Annotated in this window: 10 protein-coding genes and 2 pseudogenes; 4 read left to right on the plus strand and 8 right to left on the minus strand. The window is 41.0% G+C overall.

Annotation, left to right across the window (positions count from 1 at the left end):
* Positions 1 to 39: 39 nt before the first annotated feature.
* Both RMZ42_RS30195 and RMZ42_RS30200 read right to left on the minus strand, forming a co-directional pair.
* Complete coding sequence (locus tag RMZ42_RS30195; protein WP_322674881.1) at positions 40 to 3,303, minus strand: DUF4347 domain-containing protein; 3,264 nt, start codon at positions 3,301 to 3,303, stop codon at positions 40 to 42.
* A gap of 652 nt (positions 3,304 to 3,955) precedes the next feature.
* A complete protein-coding gene (locus RMZ42_RS30200) occupies positions 3,956 to 5,290 on the minus strand; it encodes a hypothetical protein (protein ID WP_322674882.1) in 1,335 nt (444 codons plus the stop codon).
* Positions 5,291 to 6,368: 1,078 nt separating this feature from the next.
* Here RMZ42_RS30200 and fmt point away from each other — a divergent pair.
* A complete protein-coding gene (gene fmt, locus RMZ42_RS30205; protein WP_322674883.1) occupies positions 6,369 to 7,373 on the plus strand; it encodes a methionyl-tRNA formyltransferase in 1,005 nt (334 codons plus the stop codon).
* Positions 7,374 to 7,432: 59 nt separating this feature from the next.
* On the opposite strand, the gene RMZ42_RS30210 is transcribed toward fmt, so the two are convergent.
* Both RMZ42_RS30210 and RMZ42_RS30215 read right to left on the minus strand, forming a co-directional pair.
* Positions 7,433 to 7,801, minus strand: a complete 369-nt coding sequence (locus RMZ42_RS30210; RefSeq protein ID WP_322674884.1) for a DUF6464 family protein — start codon at positions 7,799 to 7,801, stop codon at positions 7,433 to 7,435.
* A gap of 107 nt (positions 7,802 to 7,908) precedes the next feature.
* Positions 7,909 to 9,417, minus strand: coding sequence for a hydroxysqualene dehydroxylase (locus tag RMZ42_RS30215; protein WP_322674885.1), 1,509 nt, complete (start codon positions 9,415 to 9,417; stop codon positions 7,909 to 7,911).
* A 251-nt stretch (positions 9,418 to 9,668) separates the two neighbouring features.
* Here RMZ42_RS30215 and RMZ42_RS30220 point away from each other — a divergent pair, with 251 nt between their 5' ends.
* Positions 9,669 to 10,571, plus strand: coding sequence for a class I SAM-dependent methyltransferase (locus RMZ42_RS30220; protein WP_322674886.1), 903 nt, complete (start codon positions 9,669 to 9,671; stop codon positions 10,569 to 10,571).
* A gap of 214 nt (positions 10,572 to 10,785) precedes the next feature.
* Here the strand turns inward: RMZ42_RS30220 and RMZ42_RS30225 are convergent, their stop codons facing one another.
* The 3 genes and pseudogenes from RMZ42_RS30225 to RMZ42_RS30235 form a co-directional block, all read right to left on the minus strand.
* Positions 10,786 to 11,676 (minus strand): hypothetical protein, encoded by an 891-nt coding sequence (locus tag RMZ42_RS30225; protein WP_322674887.1) that lies wholly within the window; start codon positions 11,674 to 11,676, stop codon positions 10,786 to 10,788.
* Between the two features lie 63 nt (positions 11,677 to 11,739).
* Positions 11,740 to 11,826 (minus strand): annotated as a pseudogene (locus tag RMZ42_RS30230) (IS5/IS1182 family transposase); the annotation flags it as partial.
* A gap of 93 nt (positions 11,827 to 11,919) precedes the next feature.
* A complete protein-coding gene (locus RMZ42_RS30235; protein WP_322674888.1) occupies positions 11,920 to 13,968 on the minus strand; it encodes a potassium channel family protein in 2,049 nt (682 codons plus the stop codon).
* 294 nt (positions 13,969 to 14,262) lie between these two features.
* On the opposite strand from RMZ42_RS30235, the gene modB reads away from it, so the two are divergent.
* The gene (gene modB / locus RMZ42_RS30240) at positions 14,263 to 16,068 is read left to right on the plus strand and encodes a molybdate ABC transporter permease subunit (protein WP_322674889.1); all 1,806 of its coding nucleotides are present in this window, start codon (positions 14,263 to 14,265) and stop codon (positions 16,066 to 16,068) included.
* Between the two features lie 370 nt (positions 16,069 to 16,438).
* Here modB and RMZ42_RS30245 read toward each other — a convergent pair.
* Positions 16,439 to 16,719, minus strand: a pseudogene (locus RMZ42_RS30245) (IS630 family transposase); the annotation flags it as partial.
* 541 nt (positions 16,720 to 17,260) lie between these two features.
* Here RMZ42_RS30245 and RMZ42_RS30250 point away from each other — a divergent pair.
* A partial coding sequence (locus RMZ42_RS30250; RefSeq protein WP_322674890.1) for a DUF4347 domain-containing protein occupies positions 17,261 to 19,360 on the plus strand: 2,100 nt, incomplete at its 3' end.

Here is a 19,360-nt window from a genome sequence, read left to right on the forward strand (position 1 = left end):
TTTTAAAAAGCGTGGTTTTAAATTAATACCGATCTTTACTTAAGCGATGTTATGAGTCAAATTAATCTTGACAATGACATCGTTGTAATCCTTGTCGCCGCCACCAGAGAGATCCTCAAAACCAAAGATATTATCAGCTAACATCTTGACATGCTGAGTCTTGTCAGCATTGGCACCCAAGAAAGTGAAGTAAACTGTTGGGTCATTGCTAGAATTGCTGTCTAACAAAGCATTAACTCCACTATCGACAATCAAAAATGGCACATAAATACTGCCGCCTTGAAAGTTGCCATTGTAGTTTCCCGTACCTTGATTACCTACCGATAAGGCAATATCACTCACCCTTTCGTTAATTGCAGCTTGTACATAACCCGCTTGTCCAGGGAGAATGTCTGCTGTGCCATCACCATTAGTATCAATGCCACCATCAGTAGCAGTGACTTTATAAAAACCAACAAAGTTGTTGTAAGATGCTTCGCGGTTAACAATGAAAGTCCCACTAATCAAGCTGTCAGTGGTGAAATTCTGCAAATCCAGGGCTTCGCCTTCTGATTTTCCTTGCAAAGATGTACCGATGGGTAATTGTTCATTAGTTTGTTGAATATTCACTTGCAAGTCATCAAAAACGGAATCGCCACGGGAACCATCTTTCCACCCTAAAGTGAAGCCACCTTCGTTTTCGGAAGTGATTTTTTGGGTAGTTGTGTCCGAGAAGATAATGTTACCTTGAGACTTCAAATAAAAGCGTAGTTGTGTACCACCCTGCAAATCGAGGATGCGGCTGAGGTCTTCTGGATTAAAGCCTGTGGGGTTGTTGGCGAGAACTGAGAAGATGATTTTGGCTCTAGAGAGGGCTTTTTCTTGATAACCTGCGGCATCTGGTGCAATGCCGTCAATAGTGCCAAGGCTGTCATCAACACTGAAGACACCGATTTCGTTGACTAATTTGGAACTGTGTCCTTTAATTTTGATTTTAATATTGACTTTGGTGAACTCGCTGGCATCGATTTCAAAGATATCATTGATGCTATTAATTAACTTGATATCAACTACGGGAGTGGGAGGTGTTTCATTAACATCAGTAATCTTGATGGTGAAAGCTTTTTCGTAGGATAAATTAGTTTGATCTGTGATGCGGACACGGATGCTGTAACTAGACTTAGCTTCAAAGTCTGGGGAAGCATTAATTAGCAGTTGATTGCCGTTAATCGTGAAGGAATCATTATCAGTGCTGCCAGTCCCAGAGACTAAGCTGTAGGTAATGGTGTCCTCTGGGTCTGGGTCAACGCCGCTGAAAGTGCCAATGGCGGTATTAGTTGGACTATTTTCTGCAACGATTAGTCCAATGGTGTCAAAGGGAGAGGAAATGTTGATTACACCAGAAGCAAGTTGACTACTGACTAAACTGCTATCTCCTCCATACTCACTATTGCCCCAAGTGACGACAGAACCATCTTCTTTCAACGCCGCAAAGCCAAAATCTGTTGAAAAGATACTGGTGACACCAGAGGTAAGTTGACTACTGACTGAACTGCTATCTCCTCCATAGTAATTCTCGCCCCAAGTAACGACAGAACCATCTGATTTCAACGCCGCAAAGGCAGTACGTGTAGAAAAGATATTGGTAACACCAGAGGCAAGTTGACTACTGACTGTACTGCTATCTCCTCCTTTAGTGTTATAGCCCCAAGTAACGACAGAACCATCTGATTTCAACGCTGCAAAGGCAGAATCTGTCGAAAAGATATTGGTGACACCAGAGGCAAGTTGACTACTGACTGTACTGCTATCTCCTCCATTGGGACTATAGCCCCAAGTGACGACAGAACCATCTGATTTCAACGCTGCAAAGGCAGAATCTGTCGAAAAGATATTGGTGACACCAGAGGCAAGTTGACTACTGACTGTACTGCTATCTCCTCCATTGGTACTATAGCCCCAAGTGACGACAGAACCATCTTTTTTCAACGCCGCAAAGGCAGAATCTGCCGAAAAGATATTGGTGACACCAGAAGCAAGTTGTTGGCTACTGACTGGAATGTTAGCTTCTCCATAGTCAATAAGGCCCCAAGTGATGACAGAACCATCTGATTTCAACGCTGCAAAGGCAGAATCTGTCGAAAAGATATTGGTGACACCAGAGGCAAGTTGACTACTGACTGTACTGCTATCTCCTCCATTGGTACTATAGCCCCAAGTGACGACAGAACCATCTGATTTCAACGCCGCAAAGGCAGTATCTGTCGAAAAGATATTGGTGACACCAGAGGCAAGTTGACTACTGACTGTACTGCTATCTCCTCCATTGGTACTATAGCCCCAAGTGACGACAGAACCATCTGATTTCAACGCCGCAAAGGCAGTATCTGTCGAAAAGATATTGGTGACACCAGAGGCAAGTTGACTACTGACTGTACTGCTATCTCCTCCATTGGTACTATAGCCCCAAGTGACGACAGAACCATCTTCTTTCAATGCTGCAAAGGCATAATATGTAGAAGAAATGTTGGTGACACCAGAGGCAAGTTGGCCAGTGACTGAACTGCTATCTCCTCCATAAGTACTATTACCCCAAGTAACGACAGAACCATCTTCTTTCAATGCCGCAAAGGCAAAAAGCTGTTTATAGGTATGACCATCTGTGATCCCACTTCTTTGTCCGCTTGGTTCTCGTAATAACTGCGTGTTACTGGTGGAGTTGAGATTAAGGGCTATTGGGGAAGCTAACACACCTGGATATTTTGCTAACCCATTTGCTGTCAAAGGCGGCTTCATTTTCCCTCGGTCTGATTGAATATCCAGTTGCCAGCTTCCGCCTTGAGTTGGTGCGCCAACTTTACCAGCAGCGGCAAATATTTCTGCTTTCGTCAACTGCGCCAATTCGCTAATAAACTCGGCATCTTTGCCGACTTGGCAACTGTAGAGGGCAATTTCGGCAACGTTCCACTGCTGCAATAATTGGGCTTGTTTTTTGATTTCTTGGCGATTGATTGGCAATGCCCCAATTTGCAAGACTCCGGGGGTTCCGTGGGCGACAATGGCTAACCGTTTTGCTTTTGTTTGTGCTATTAAGTTTGTAATCACTACCAGTGCATCGTCTTCGAGTGTGAGAGTATAACCCAAAGCTTTAGGTGACAAGGCAGCATAAAGAATCTCAAGATCCTCAACACGGCTGTCAAAGATTACCAATGCTTCACACTCAATCAATCTTAGTTGTAGCTGTTGATACTTGTAAATTCGATCTAAATTAGAATTATACCCAATACTGAAGTTAGGTTGAGGAGCTAATGATACTGTTGTCATAGTTTGTTTCTATTCCTATAAATTACTGACCAGCTAAAAGCTTGCTTAATTCGATATTTTTGAATGGGGCGCACCAGGTATTTCTATCTTGTTGTTATGAACAATAATTGCAGTTTATTTCTGCCTTCAATTCACTGTATAATTGATAACTCTTTCTCTTAATGGATATCAAATATTATATTATTTATTGAAAGAATAAAGCAAAAGTAAAAAGTTAAAAAGCACTCATAAAAAACTATCAAAAATGGTTACAAGTCCCTAAATTTATGGAACAAAATAAAAACATTTATTTGGAGATGGGTTGTAAAATAAATAATCTGTCCGTGATTATTTTCCCTAAATTTATTTATAAGGATTAAGTAGGTGGGCGTAAATATTTGTTGTTGGGATAAGGCAGGAGGCAGTAGAGAAGAGAATTTTCGCCTCGTTCATTTTTGTTAATATAGTTTGGTTTTATTCTGCCGACCTACTTATCTATTTACTTTTTACTTCTTAAAAAGAGTATTCCGCTAACTTTACTTTTGAAAGTCAGGTTTTGATTCGGTGAAATCGAATAATACCAAATCCACTTTTCTAGAACCTATTTGGAATATATAAAAAAATCCCGTTGTCGTCACTGCTGACAACGGGAGTATGTAGGATTTTTTATAACCTATCGGTAGGCAACTTGTGGGCCAGCCCAAATTTCTGTTACCTTTTTACCAAAAGTAATCGGGCGATCGCTGTCTGTTGTAGTGATAGTCTTACCATCATTAGCAACTTGCATTAATGGCCAGTTTTCCTCGCCTAATTCACCTGCACGGAATAATACGCGATCTGGTTGGCTTTTACTCCAGCCTAACAATACGGCAATTTTTTCATGTTCTTCGTCACTCACTGGAGCAACTGTGTTAGCGTGATTTTTTTGCCGATCCCAAATCACTGCACTATCTGTAGAATCACCTGTGTTAAATATACCATCAAACTTGCGTGCTAAGAAGCGATCGCCTTTTTCTGACCAGCTAACTGGAACTAATACCCCAATTTTACCGCTCGGATCGGTTTCTTCTGAAGACTCCACTTTTGCAGCCTTTACCTTTAATAAAGGATCGCTAACTGGAGTCGTTGAAGCCATCACCCACAATTTCTTAGTGTGCATATCTTGGACAAACATCACGCTGGTGACACGGCTGTTGTACATTTGGGGTTTTACCTCCAGTTGCACCCGACTATAAACAGCATATTTACCATCTGGAGAAATCACGGGTACGCTGCGATAGTGACGCACTCCAGAACCACCATTAGCAGCAACAGCTTCTTGAGTTGCTGTAATCCATTTCCAAGGAATCGGATGAGGACTACCTATTGGGTCTATTTGTTCTGCTTGGGACTCATTCGCTGGTTCCACAACAGGTATTTCCGTCGTTGTGGTTGATTGAGATTCTCTAATAGCTGGTGCTACTTGAGTTGCTGTCAATGATTCAGTAAAAGATTTTTCTCTAGAGAGATAATTTTCTTGTCCTCTCAAAGACTTGACATTAGCAGCTTTAAGTTTGCGGATTAAATTAAGTTGACTAACAGGAACATCTGTTGATGGTGCGAGTTCAACTGCTGCCAAAGAATCGGGAACAGTTACATCACTTACATCTAAATCGCTGCTTGAGAGATAATTATCTACTTCAGTTGAAGACTCAATTTTATTTGCTGGTAATACTTGCGGTTCCTGAACAGCAGTACTTTGTGTTGGTACAGAGTCAAATTCTTCTGTTATCGATTCGATTTGATCTGTTTTTAATGTTTCAGCTATCTCAGGTTCCCCAACTACAGCTATTTCCTTTGATCCAGAGTCAGATTCTTCAGTTATCGAAGTTAGTTTATGTACTTCGGATCTTACTGGGATCGTGTGAGCCGATGCTCCTAATAAAGGTGCAATCAGTATCACAACGACAACGTAATTGAGAAATGGTTGGGTGCGGAACCATCCTGACAGCAAAAGGGGTTTAAGCATTTGTAGACTCTCTAGAGGGGGCAATTGCTATGTGAGAAGCAATACATCAACAGCAACGAGCAGGTGGTAGTTATATGTATAACAAGAAACTAAAACTAATGACGAAATAATATCTTCAAAGTTTGCAGAGGTTTACAAAAATTAAGTATCATTGTCTACACCTTTTCTTGCTTAGATACGGAATATTTTTTGGCAAAAATATGCGAGTATAGTAAATATGCTGAGAACTCAGTAATTACTACACGATATATAATGTTGCTATACCCAAACACACCAAAAATAAGTCTTGGTTAAAAATATTGAGGATATAGTTTGAGGAATGAGGCTGGCGAACAAGAGTTAGATAACTCAGCTATCGGGGATCGTACTAGCGATCGCTAGTACACAGCAAATAAGCTAGGTTACACACTAAATATAACAGCGCAAACCCTCATGATAGTAAACGTGAGGCGTTAATTAAAAACCTGGGAAAGCGGACGCATAATACATCATACTCAGAATATATTGCTATCAGCAACCCAAAGTTATAAATTGCTATCTAAACTACAGAAGTAGTTAGAAGACGCAATAGTTTTTCGGAAATGTAACTACATTTAAAGTTAATTTCAAGCAGAGGATCGGGAACACAACAAAATTCACTCGGTAGATGCTCTAGCGACTCGCAAAGAAAAACCACTAAGTGATTAGTTTCACTAGAGGCAAATGCGGCTGATACTAGCTGTTACGCTTGTCAACTTAACTATTAAATTAATCAAGCAGCCTTTGGTTTCATGAATACGAAGATATTGTACCACCAAACAGCCAATATTATTTACAGCTAACAACTGTATTTTGCAACTGCGTCCCGAATACAGAAACCTGCTAGATGCAGGCTTAGTGAATTCTGTTTCAACATGCAACTTAAATAGACCTCTTGCAAAAATATATTTTTGCACTCTTAGGGTAAAGGGTAAAGGGAAAGGATTTTGAGTTTCTTTACCTTTTACCCCGACAAATGCCAAGAAGTCTAATGTTGTCAGTTATGAAGGGCGCACTTACGATGAACTAATGACTCACGACTAAAAACTACTAATTATTAATGAAAATTGTATTTTTTGGTACACCTCAGTTTGCTGTACCCACCTTGGAAAAATTATTGAATCATTCAGAATTTGAGGTACTGGCGGTTGTCACCCAACCAGATAAACGCCGAGAACGCGGAAATAAACTTACGCCAACACCTGTAAAAGCGATCGCTATTGCTCACAACTTACCAGTATGGCAACCCGAACGGGTGAAAAAAGACAAAGAAACTTTAACTAAACTCAAACAATTAGATGCAGATGTGTTTGTTGTTGTCGCTTATGGACAGATTTTATCGGCAAAAATCTTGAATATGCCAAAATTAGCTTGCATTAATGTGCATGGCTCGATTTTACCCAAATATCGCGGTGCGGCACCGATTCAGTGGTGTTTGTATAACGGAGAGAAAGAAACGGGGATCACCACCATGTTGATGGATGTGGGGATGGATACCGGCGCAATGCTCCAAATAGCCACTACACCGATTGGATTACTGGATAATGCCCAAGATTTAGCCGACAGACTAGCAGAGATTGGTGGGGATTTGTTGATAGAAACTCTGTTAAAGTTGGAACGTAAAGAAATTCAACCAATACCTCAAGATAATTTAGCAGCTACTTATGCGCCTCTAATTCAAAAACAAGATTATGCTTTAGATTGGTCAAAAAGCGCGCTCCAATTACACAATCAAATCAGAGGCTTTTACCCTAACTGCACCGCTACCTTTCGTAACAACCTGCTGAAAATCACCGCTTCTGCTCCTCTTGGTTCTGTGAGCGAGCGCGATCTCCCACCAGAATTACAAGAATTAGTGCATAAATTGCCTGATTTGTCAAACGTATCAGATCGACCGGGAGTTGTAGTCAGCATTGTCAAAGGAATTGGCGCGATTATCCAGACTGGGGAAGGTTTATTACTGTTGCGAGAAGTTCAGCTAGCTGGTAAACGTCCCCAGTCTGGATGGGATTTTGTTAATGGTACCCGCTTAACTGTAGGAGAAGTTTTTGGTACGGGAAGCTGATGGGGATGGAAGAGATGGAGGAGAATAACTTTTAACTCCTCACTTTTGTACAGACGCGATTAATCGCGTCTCTCCGAAGACTTTTCATAAAAACGGCAAGATTCGCAAGGGCCATCGGGGTTGACTGCACAGCGAATGAGTTCTGAATGAGCATTGTAGCAGCAGGTGGCATCGCCGACTACCCAACGTCCCGCTACCAAACTTTTCTCAGATGGTCGTTTAGCAGACTGTACATAAATGGCAATATTATGCAAGCGGTAGCGCCCAGCTTGAAGTTTGTATCTATGACGGCGCTCTAAAACCGCGTAGGTTTTACCTTCAAAATCAAGATAGTTTCCGGGTTGGGGTGTCCAATCAAGTTGCACTCTACCGAGGGACTCACGCGGGTGCGTCAGAATCACCTCAGTTGGTAAAGAGTCTGGCTCCATAAGCTTATGTGATTTGATTTACATTATAAGGATAGTATCGCGATCGCTTTCTTTAGCTTACCGAATTTAGATTACAATTATTGATTCACTCTTCGCGTCCCTAAAGATTATGGCAACCAAAAGTTAGGTAGGATAGATTTGCTCAAGTCACGCAAAGTTTGGTTGAGCGATCGCGCCACTTGGATATGCACTTCATCCTCTTCTACAGCTAAAATCTCAGATGGCTGACCTTCTCCCAAATAAGACACCACCAAATTCGCCGCCTCCAAACCAGTAACATAAGCCTTTTCCTGCGACCAGGAACCATGACGGTTCACAATCCAATCCCCACTCATAAACACATTCTCAAAGCTTGTCTTGGCGGGCAACATATAACGATAGCTGCCAGGTGCAAAGTGAGTTACCGCTTGAGGTAGCCGAATTACACTGCTATCAATAATCTTTGCCTCCCGAAAGGCTGGTACGCAAGTTGCTAAATAACCTTGAACGATTGCTAAAATCTCCTCATCACTCAAATTGAGAAATTGATTTGCGTGATAGAAATCAGCTTCAATCACTGTTCCCGGCTCATCCCGATATTCATCATGTAGAGCATTCAAATCAAAAAACGTCCAACCTGTACTTGCGTCGAATCCAAAACAAGCATTAGAAGGACGAGGAATATCAATTTTACGGTCAAACCATATTCGCGTGGCTAAAACATCAATTGCTCCTAAATTGCTCAAATTACGGAATTCTTCACGACTTTGTAAACTAGGGCTAGTTGAGACAATTTTCTTCATCCCGGTGATTCCAACCGCAAAAATTACGGCATCTGCTTCAATTACTTCATCACCACAAACCACACCCTTAACTTGATTACTATTAACAATTAAGTCTGTAACCCGACGCTTAGGCAATACTCGCGCACCAGCTTTTTCAATTCGTTCCACCCAAGGACGAAATATCTTTTCTCCGACAGTTCCCCGACACCAAACCACATCAAAATCTGGTTGATGAGCCAGAATAAAAAAGTAAAGCATCCCTAAAGTTGCGGCGGCTGAACACTGTTCGCCAGGGGCAAATAAGCCCACTAATAACATCGGTTCAAAAGCATCGCGGTAAAGTCGCGCAGCAACGTTAAAGTCTTTGAACAATTCACGGGCAGTTACAAAATCATAGCGCCGCCAAGCTGCATCGGAATTATCAAAATCAACGACAGCATAAAGTAAAGGTAGGGCGCTGAGACGGTCAATTAGTGGCAGCCGTTTAAACTGAGTGTAGAGAAAAGTTCCCAGTGGCGAGGGTAGTCGCGGTAAGTCTTGAAAAATTGGTGATTCAACTTCCAAACCTGCTGGCGAATATTGCGAAGAACGAGTCCAAGTAGTAAAAGGATTAATTTCTAATTCATTGATTAGGGAAAAAATATTTTTGTAAGGATACCAGAAGCCATGAATGCCAGCTTCCACAGATTTGCCGGCTGCCGTTTGCCAACCTGCCACCAATCCACCAGGATAGGGGCCTGCTTCCAGAAGTGTCACATCATAACCTTGTTTTGCCAAATGGTAAGTTGCTCCTAAACCAGCCCAACCAGCACCTACAACTACCACCCGTTTTTGTTGTAACCCTCCTACCATCACAGCCTCCAATTGTTGCAGTCTCTCAACTAATGTATACGAACTTGTGTTGCGATCGAGTAAGGGTTGTCATTATAGCGGTTTTCACTTGGATGCAATAGGCTCTTTGCTAGCACATTCCATCGAATTTAAAATAGTTATAAACTTTAAAACAGGCTTAGGGAAAGCCGTTCAGTAAAAATCACTTGCGGTTAATGCTGAGTTAAGAGTATAACAGAAAACAGAATTCACTATTGATGAGGATAATCATAATGTCTCAATTAGCAAATGTAAAATCCAGTCTAAATGACTTTGAATTACGAGATGGAATTTATTTTCCTAGCGACTATGAACAATTAACTAATACTCAACATAAAAAAACATGGGATGCAATTGGTAAAACATACTATGGTTCCCAAAAAATTGAAAAAGTTGCAGCAACATCACCCATTAAACAAGATTACACTCTGCTAACTGGTACACCTGGAGGTACTTGGAACAAATTTCCGTTGAATAAATCTGTCGGTTCTATTCTAGAAATTGGTTCTGGTTATGGCCGCGCACCTTTACATCTTTCTAAAGCGAAAAATCTGAAATGTGAAAAATATTATGGCATTGATATTTCTGAACCTCTATTGCGGAGGTTAGTCAAGGTTAAACAAGAATACAATTTTTTTCCAGAAGCGGAATTTAACTTGATTTGCACTTCTGCTGAGACATTGCCTTTAGAAGATAATTCTATAGATTTGGTAATTTCTAACTGCGTTTTTATGCATATCCCAGATGCACAATTAAGAAATTTATTGGCTGATATATGTCGTGTGCTAAAACCAGGCGGAATTTTTGTTTTTAATCATTCCTTTCACAATAAGTCCTGTCCTTCTCATATTATCCATAATTTTATCAGAAGGCTGAACCCATTTGTGAGAAATCCGGTTTATCTCAAGCAATATTCATCTGCTGAAATAGAAGAAATGTTAGCTACTGCTGGGATGAAAGCCAAGTGTCCAGAATACATTGTCGAACCAACAGCAGAGTATGCAATTTTGCCGGAAACTATCAAAGGGATTCCCGTGCCGTTTGCTAATGCCATCAACAGAAGTCTCAAGCCATCAGATAATTTCAAAGAAACTTTGGCTTACGGTTTTAGTGCCTACAGTACGAAACTGGACTAATTAAGAAACTCTCTAGTTTTCACAATGAACTGAATACAAATAATCTACAAAAGCACAACATTGTTGTGCTTTTACTTTTGTAATAAATGCCTTTTAATTACAATAATTATCCATAGATGATTATAATATTGTGTCTGATTAATTAGTTATAATTCAATACGCTTGGTTTAAGGGTTATTGGCGTAGTCTTTCTGCAATAAATCACGTCTTTATATCAAGGTTTTGGACTTATCTGAACTGTATTTATTTTTAAATCAAAACCTTCTCGACGACAAATAATGTCATAGTAAACTAGAGATTTAATAGATTGCCAAAAGGGCATTAATATTATGCTAGTGATTAAATTTAAAATTATCAGTAGTAATGTACTGATAAACACTTTATTTTCATTAGCCCAATCTCCAGATAACAATAAGGAGATTAGTTGTATTAAAATGTTGAATCCTTTACTATAAATCAACCATCCTAAAATTTGTATAGGCAAAGTAATTACAAATGATATAAATATAATGGTAATAATCCGCCATGTTAAACCCTTGGTTAGTTGTCTACTTCTCTTAATTGCGCCAATGAAGTTAGTATCATCTTCTATTGCTAGAGGTAAATCAGTAATGAAGAAACGCGAGTAAAACCACAGAGGGCTGAAATAAACAGCTATAGCTATAGGAATAATGATGATTCTAAATATAGTATTGTCAAAGGGATTTGCTTGATTGATTGGTTGAGATATGGTACCAAAGATTGTTGCTAATATTCCATATATTATTCCAGCAATTATTGAAATTCCAATGTAAAAAATAAAAAATTGTAGTAAACATATTAATATAACTAGAATTGCAGTTATGAGAAATTGCCAAAATCTTTTTTTAATCTGAATTTTTGCAAATTTTGAACTTTCTGGTTGAGCACTAATTTCACTAAACGCTAAACGGGAAATTAAACCAGCGAACGCATAAAATTTTGCCCAGCCATAAATCGGGACTATTAGCCATAAATGGGCAAATAATGACAGGCGAGAAAATTTTTTGAAATTTGAACGATATAGATAGCTAGCAAGGCTAACAATATTACCAATATTAAACTGCTGCGTAAGATTTGGAAGCATAGGAACTAGGGACTAGGGATTAAGAACTAAGAGGATGTTTTAAAAGTTGAAACCAGTCAAAAATTATGCAAGTCGTCTGATCGTAATACGAATCATGGCAATATAGATGAATGTCTCTGAGGTTTCAGGAAGGCGTTCATAATCCAATACGGTTCAGTAAGCGCTAAAAAGCTTATTAGTGATGTTAAATCTCCAAGCTTCGACTCGTTGTTGAACCTGATATGACTTATAGTTACGGAAGATTTAAGGTTGCCCAATAAAGATTAAATTCGCCAGAACTTGTACTTTTGTTAACTCGCGCACGAGACGTTGAGCTTGATATTTATAAAGTGGTATTGGCAATACTCTAGGCAAATTATTCATCCATTTCCTAGCATCAGTTGAACTACATCCCGTAATCAAAACTATCTCTTCAGTGCCATACATAATGGCATTTGTAGTTAGAGCTTTTTCAATCTGCACTTGCCAAAGACGAGGCAGCATTTCACCCCATTCAATTCGCTGCAAACTACTGCTTGTGGCTAAAACAATCAAGCGATCGCCAGCATCAAGCTTAACATCATACCAGGGCATTAAAGAGTAATTGTCTCGCTGATATTTCTGGTAGAGAATCGGTACAACACTGTAGCCAGATGCTATTTCAGATAAAAGCAATCCATTCAAGGTATCGCCATTTTCAATTTTGTATTCCGTCACCATGACTATTTGCTCATTCAAGTGAAACAAGCTCAGAACATTTTCTCCAAAAGCAGCACAAGCAAAAACTTCTGCCGACAAAGCCGCGCCACATATAACTTGAGCATAAGGGAACAGAGGGGCGATATTATCACTAAATTGGCGGTCTTGAGAGCGGATAATCAAGGTAGTGGCGGGATTCATTGCATGAGCCATCAAACCAATTTCCAGATTTTCCATATTGTCGTCCCCAACTAAAATGATGCTTTTAGCATGGGAGATATTCGCCTTAGTGAGTGCTTCGGTAGCATTACCAACGATAAGGGGCATATCGGGTAAAGTTTCTTGGTCGAGAGTGGTAGGATGAATTCCTACTAACGGCTGGTTGAGTTCTTGCAAAAGAGCAGCTACTTTTTGTCCCAAGCGATTTAAGCCAATAATTATCAGATGGTTGCGTTGTGGTATTGGAGGGCGGGAATTGAAAAAAAGGAATCTTGAAGTGACGAGAGCATCAGTCAGCAATGCATATAATACTCCTACGAAAGCTTGACCTGTCAACGTCATTCCCAGGCTAAACAACCGCAACCACCAAGGGATATCGTCTGAAGGTTTTGATTGCGCTGCAAACTCAACACCGCCAAATAAATCTCCGTATCCTCCCAAGAGCAAAATTGCTGTCGCATAAAAAGCTTCTTGGATGCTGATATCAGGATAATATAAGCGGTAAAGAACTATTCCAACAAACCACAGGATGAGTACAGTAATCGCATAAATTGTTGCAATTCGCCGGATTTGATTTTGGCTTTGGTAGTAAGATTGCCAAAATTGCACTATTTTATCCTTGAGATTTTTCGCTGTGATGCCTTGGATAAACTGTTGCAACTGCCACTTTTGGTTATGAGATTGCCGGCGTTGTTCAGAGAAAGCTAAATCGTATGCAACATCTATGTAAACTAGCGTGTCTCCTACCTGCACTTCTGCCTCTGGATTCCAGCCAAACAATTCTTTGATTGGGTTAGATGAAACAGGTGTATGACTCAAGATGCGGCGAGTTGTGAGATTGAGTCTATGTACTGGCTTGCCATTACACCAGCTATCCTTCGGTTGTACCTGGTGCTTTATCACTTGCAACAGTTGCCCTTCTAAGGTGAAATATCCAATAGCTTCAGAACCAAGGGCTGTCAGAGCGAAGGCATGAGCTGAAAGATGAGTAGGTTCAAAGGCAACAAAATTACCGAGATTTTCCCACAAGAGTTTGTTGAAATTTTGTTTGTCAGAACGTACAATCAAGCGAACGTGCGGATTAAGACGCCGTGCTGCAAAGGCAGCTTCTATATTTATCCGCTCATTTCTGGTTACTAAAAGTATAGAACGACACTGACATATACCTGCCCGCTCTAAAACACTTGGCTGGCGGCAGTCTCCTACGATCAACTTTTCTAGTAAGTTAGGTATTTCTGGGACTTCCCAATGTTCGGGTTGCACATCCTCAATAGCACTGACTTTAACATCGTATTCCTTGAGGATTGCAACGCAATGTTGCCCTAAACTTTTGAGTCCGCATACTAAGAAAAGGTCTTGGGGTTTTTTTTGATTGCTGCTAGGAGGGGGATGCACTTTCTGTTGACGGTAGTATTAGATACTGCTAACAGGATGTGTTTACTAGGGTTTTTACACTTTGGTAATTCCTAACAATTTTACCAGTTGGTTTCAAGATGAGTATCAAACGATCGTAAACCATATCGAATTCTGATATTTGATACCCAACTGAAGGCGAATCTTGTTTAAAGCTTGGATAGTTTTTGGGATTTACTTGATTGATTGTGATGTAGTTTACCAACTTTTTCCAACATATTAAAGCTAAAGTTGGTAAATTAGGGATTAGTTGAGCTAATTCTTCCCTTTGCAACTATGCCATTGGATTTATCGCCTCTTTGGATATCACTCAAAACTTCATTACTTGCCACATTTATCACCTTCTTTTTGGGTATCGCTGCTGCCTACTGGATGCTGGGATATCGTGGCAAAGGTAAATCGTTGATTGAGAGTATCTTGATTGCGCCCCTGATTTTACCGCCCACAGTTGTCGGGTTCTTGTTGCTGCTATTTTTTGGCAAAAATGGCCCTGTAGGGAAATTCATGGGGGCTTTTGACTTCAGCATCGTCTTTACTTGGTATGGTGCGGCGATCGCAGCCACAGTAGTTTCTTTCCCTTTAATGTATAAAACTGCACTGGGAGCCTTTGAACAAATAGATGGTAATCTGCTGCGAGTAGCTAGAACCCTTGGTGCAAATGAAATCACAATCTTTTGGCGCATCAGTTTACCCTTAGCACTACCCGGCATTGTCGCCGCCACAATGCTCGCTTTTGCCCGTGCTTTGGGAGAATTCGGCGCGACATTGATGTTGGCTGGTAATATTCCTGGACAAACGCAGACAATCCCAATGGCGATTTATTTTGCAGTGGAAGCAGGAGCAATAAATGAGGCTTGGTTTTGGGCGATCGCAATTATGGCGATTTCTCTCTCTGGAATTATTGCAGTCAACTTCTGGCAAGAACTGAGGGAAAGAAAGAGAGCAGGGGAAGCAGGGGAAGCAGGGGGAGCAGGGGGAGAAATTCTCTACAACCCGCAATCTACTTTTGAATCTGGTGGATTGTTAGTCAACATTGAAAAAATACTTCCTAGCTTTGATTTAAAAGTTGCTTTCAGTACTGATGAGCAACCCTTGGGATTGTTAGGAGGTTCTGGAGCAGGTAAGAGCATGATTTTGCGCTGCCTTGCGGGGATAGAAACGCCGACAACCGGGCGCATAGTTTTAAATGACAGAGTTCTGTTTGACTCCGAACAAGGAATTAATCTACCCAGCCGCGATCGCCGCATCGGTTTTTTAGTGCAGAATTACGCGCTGTTTCCGCACATGAGTGTGGCACAAAATATCGCTTTCGGTTTGCCCAAAAAACTATCGGCTGGGAGTATTCGGGTACAGGTTGAGGAGCAACTAATAGCGATGCAGTTGCAGGGATTAGGCGATCGCTATCCGCACCAACTTTCTGGGGGACAACAACAACGGGTAGCCTTGGCAAGAGCATTAGCAAGTCAACCGGAAGCATTGCTTTTAGATGAGCCGTTTTCCGCACTTGATACACATCTGCGTAGCCAATTAGAGCAGCAAATGACAGAAACTCTAGCTGGCTACCAAGGTGTGACTCTATTTGTCACGCATAATATGGAAGAAGCTTATCGGATTTGTCCGAATCTATTGGTGTTGGAGCATGGCAGAGCCGTTCATTATGGTAGCAAACATGAGATTTTCCAGCATCCTGCTACCGTTAGTGTCGCCCAACTTACTGGATGCAAAAACTTCTCCCGTGCTGTTCTCCAGTCATCACAACAGTTGGAAGCGATTGATTGGGATTGTACTCTGCAAGTAATTGAACCAGTCAAGAGCGAATTATCCCACGTCGGCATTCGTGCCCATCAGTTCATTTTTACCAACGACTCATCACAGGAAAATACCTTTCCCTGTTGGGTAGTACGAACAAGTGAAACGCCTCATAGAATGACATTATTTCTCAAGCTACATTCGGCTGGCAAGAATTCTCAAGATTATCATCTGCAAGCTGAAGTCTTCAAAGAAAAATGGGCGATGATGAAAGACAAACCTTTTCCTTGGTATGTGCGTTTAGATCCTCTGCGGTTGATTTTGATGGAGTGAACGCAGAGATATATGTAACAGATGGCGTTGCATAAAATGCTTGTGGAGGGTTGGGTTATATCGTGTCCGGTAAAAGACTTATCATTAAGTGCGCAGGGGGGCAGAGGAGCAGAGGAGCAGGGGAGCAGGGGAGAGGGTTTTGTATTTTCTGCACAGATGTATCGAATCACAAGTAATTAGCCGGACATGATATTAGACTACAACCTGAAAACCGTCGTACTCTAGTTCACTGTAAAACAAGAATTGTATCGCCTAAAAGGCGATCGCTGCTGATATTTTGCAATTAGACCATACACTAGCGTACAAGTTAGAAAGTATGGGGTTAGCAAAACTAAATAGTAATCAATTGACTATAGAGATCCTAAATTATTTATGAAAAAAAATCATACTCCTTGAGTTTAGAAAAGTCAAAAATTTTAAAATGGATTATAGCTTAAATAATGCCTTTACTACAGTAAAAGAATGATAGGAAGAATAAAGTTCTTCTTACAATCGTTTTGCTTGCAGCAAAATATCTTTTACAGGATTCTTTTGTGGTGCATTGGAGGCAAATCTGAAGCAGATGAGCAGCCATTGTTCTTTTTCAGGTTCAGGATTTAATGAATCTAGATAATCTTAAATTTGCTGCGAACGATTATAGCTTGCACCATCACAATTTTATCATCTATGGAGGTGCTCAAAGCGTTTAGACTCAGACAGGCTGAAATTATTGATAATAGTATCAATAAGGTTAATTTGGACATGAGCTTTAGAAGCGATCGCGAAATGTCTAATTGAACTTCAATGCCTGAAAGCTTTGTTCTCGTTGGATTATAGAAAATATCAAGATTTTCAACTTAACCAGCAGAATGTGATTTTTTATGTAGTTTATAATAATTTATACGTAGTACAAATCGGTAATTTTACTGTGGTCATCATTAGTTTTTGTAAATAGTCTTAGGTTGATTAGCTCGCCTGCGTTGCCAAAAGATCGTTGCTTTTGTTTGATTACTTTGTGATATGTAACCCAACATAATTAACGCTCTTTTATTACTCTCATTAGAGAATATTTAAACCCTTGTTTTTTCGAGCTTGGTTCCAAACAAGAGTTTTTTATATTTACCGAGCAAGCGAGACTTTGAAAAAGATTCAAACTCAGCATCTTTTTTCTCTCACCAGAAACATAAACACTGTGTATTTTGTAAGATAAATTATGTTGAACCCAAGACCTATCAAGATAGCTACCAAGTCTACTCAAAACCTGAATAAGAAAATTTCTGTTAATCGCCTAGTTTTCATCGATTCACAGGTGGACAACTACCAAACCTTGGTAACAGGTGTTTTGCAGAATACTTCTGTCGTAATTCTAGATAACGACCGGGATGGCATTGAGCAAATTAATCAAGTGCTGGCATTGCATCAGGGAATCAATAGTCTGCATATTGTTTCTCACGGCGCACCAGGACGAGTCTATTTAGGGAACAGTCAACTCAGCCACGAAACACTCAATCGTTATGCAGCGCAACTGATGGGTTGGGCAAGTGCGTTGAGTGCAGATGCACAACTGCTACTGTACGGTTGTGAAGTAGCTCAAACAGAGCAAGGCATGGCATTTGTCCAGCGCCTGAGCGAACTGACAGGTGTAGTAGTAGTGGCATCTGATAATTTAACAGGCAGTGCTGCATTAGGCGGTGACTGGGCACTGGAAGTGAACACGGGGGTAATTGCTCCTTCTTTAGCGTTCCAGCCAGAAGTTATGGCAGCCTACGCTTCAGTACTAGCTGTAGTACTTCCTGACACCAGCTTTAGCAGTGATGGTAAAGTCACTACTGATTTAGGCTTTATTGCTATTGATATCGGCCGCAGTGTTGCTTTACAAACCGACGGCAAAATTATCGTTGCAGGAGACAGCAACGGTGACTTTGCCTTAGTGCGTTACAATACTGATGGCTCGCTCGACACCAGCTTCAACAGTAATGGCAAGGTTACTACTGATTTAGGCTTACTCAGCATCGACATCGGTTACAGCCTTGCTATACAAGCGGATGGTAAGATTATCGTCGCCGGAACTAACGGCACTGACTTTGCTCTAGCACGTTACAACAGCAATGGCTCACTTGATACTAGTTTTAGCAGTGACGGCAAGGTTACTACTGGTTTCGGTCTTACCATCGATATCGCCCACAGCACTACTGTACAAGCAGATGGCAAGATTATTGTCGCCGGAACTGACGGCACTGACTTTGCCCTAGCGCGTTACAACAGTAATGGCTCACTCGACACTAGTTTTAGTAGTGATGGCAAGGTTACTACTGATTTCGGCTTACTTGCCATCGACATCGTTTACAGCACTGCTGTACAAGCAGATGGCAAGATTATCGTCGCCGGAGTGAGTAACGGTGACTTTGCCTTAGCACGTTATAACAGCAATGGCTCACTCGACACTAGTTTTAGCAGTGATGGCAAGGTTACTACTGATTTCGGCTTACTTGCCATCGACATCGTTTACAGCACTGTTGTACAAGCAGATGGCAAAATTCTCGTCGCCGGAGAGAGTAACGGTGACTTTGCCCTAGCACGGTACAACAGCGATGGCTCACTCGACACTAGCTTTAGCAGTGATGGTAAGGTTACTACTGATTTCGGCCTCCTTCCCAACGAAATTGCCTACAGCCTTGCTGTACAAGCAGATGGCAAGATTCTTGTGGCAGGAGTGAGCAACAATGACTTTGCTCTAGTCCGTTACAACAGCGATGGCTCAATCGACACCACTTTTGACAATGATGGCAAGGTCAATACTGATTTAGGCTTAGGCTTACTCACCCTTGACATTGCCTATGGACTTGTTCAACAGCCCGATGGCAAGATTATCGTCGCTGGAACTGACGGTACTGACTTTGCTGTGGTGCGTTACTTGGTTGACGAAGTTCCTACAGACTTGGGGTTGAGCCAATTAAATGTTAATGAGAACGTTGTTGCGGGAACAGTAATTGGTACATTTACCACCACAGACGCAGATGCAAGCGACACATTCACCTACAGTTTAGTAACCGGAACTGGCGATACCGATAATAGTGCATTCACAATTGTTGGTAATCAGCTTAAAATCAACGCCTCCCCAAACTTTGAAACCAAATCTAGTTACAACATCCGAGTTCGGACAACTGATTCGGGTGGAGTTACTTATGAGAAAGCATTGGCGATCGCAGTTAACAATCTCAACGAAGTTCCTACAGACTTGGGGTTGAGCCAATTAAATGTTAATGAGAACGTTGTTGCGGGAACAGTAATTGGTACATTTACCACCACAGAC

The sequence above is a fragment of the Nostoc sp. DedQUE05 genome (assembly GCF_034530955.1).
Classification (GTDB): domain Bacteria; phylum Cyanobacteriota; class Cyanobacteriia; order Cyanobacteriales; family Nostocaceae; genus Nostoc.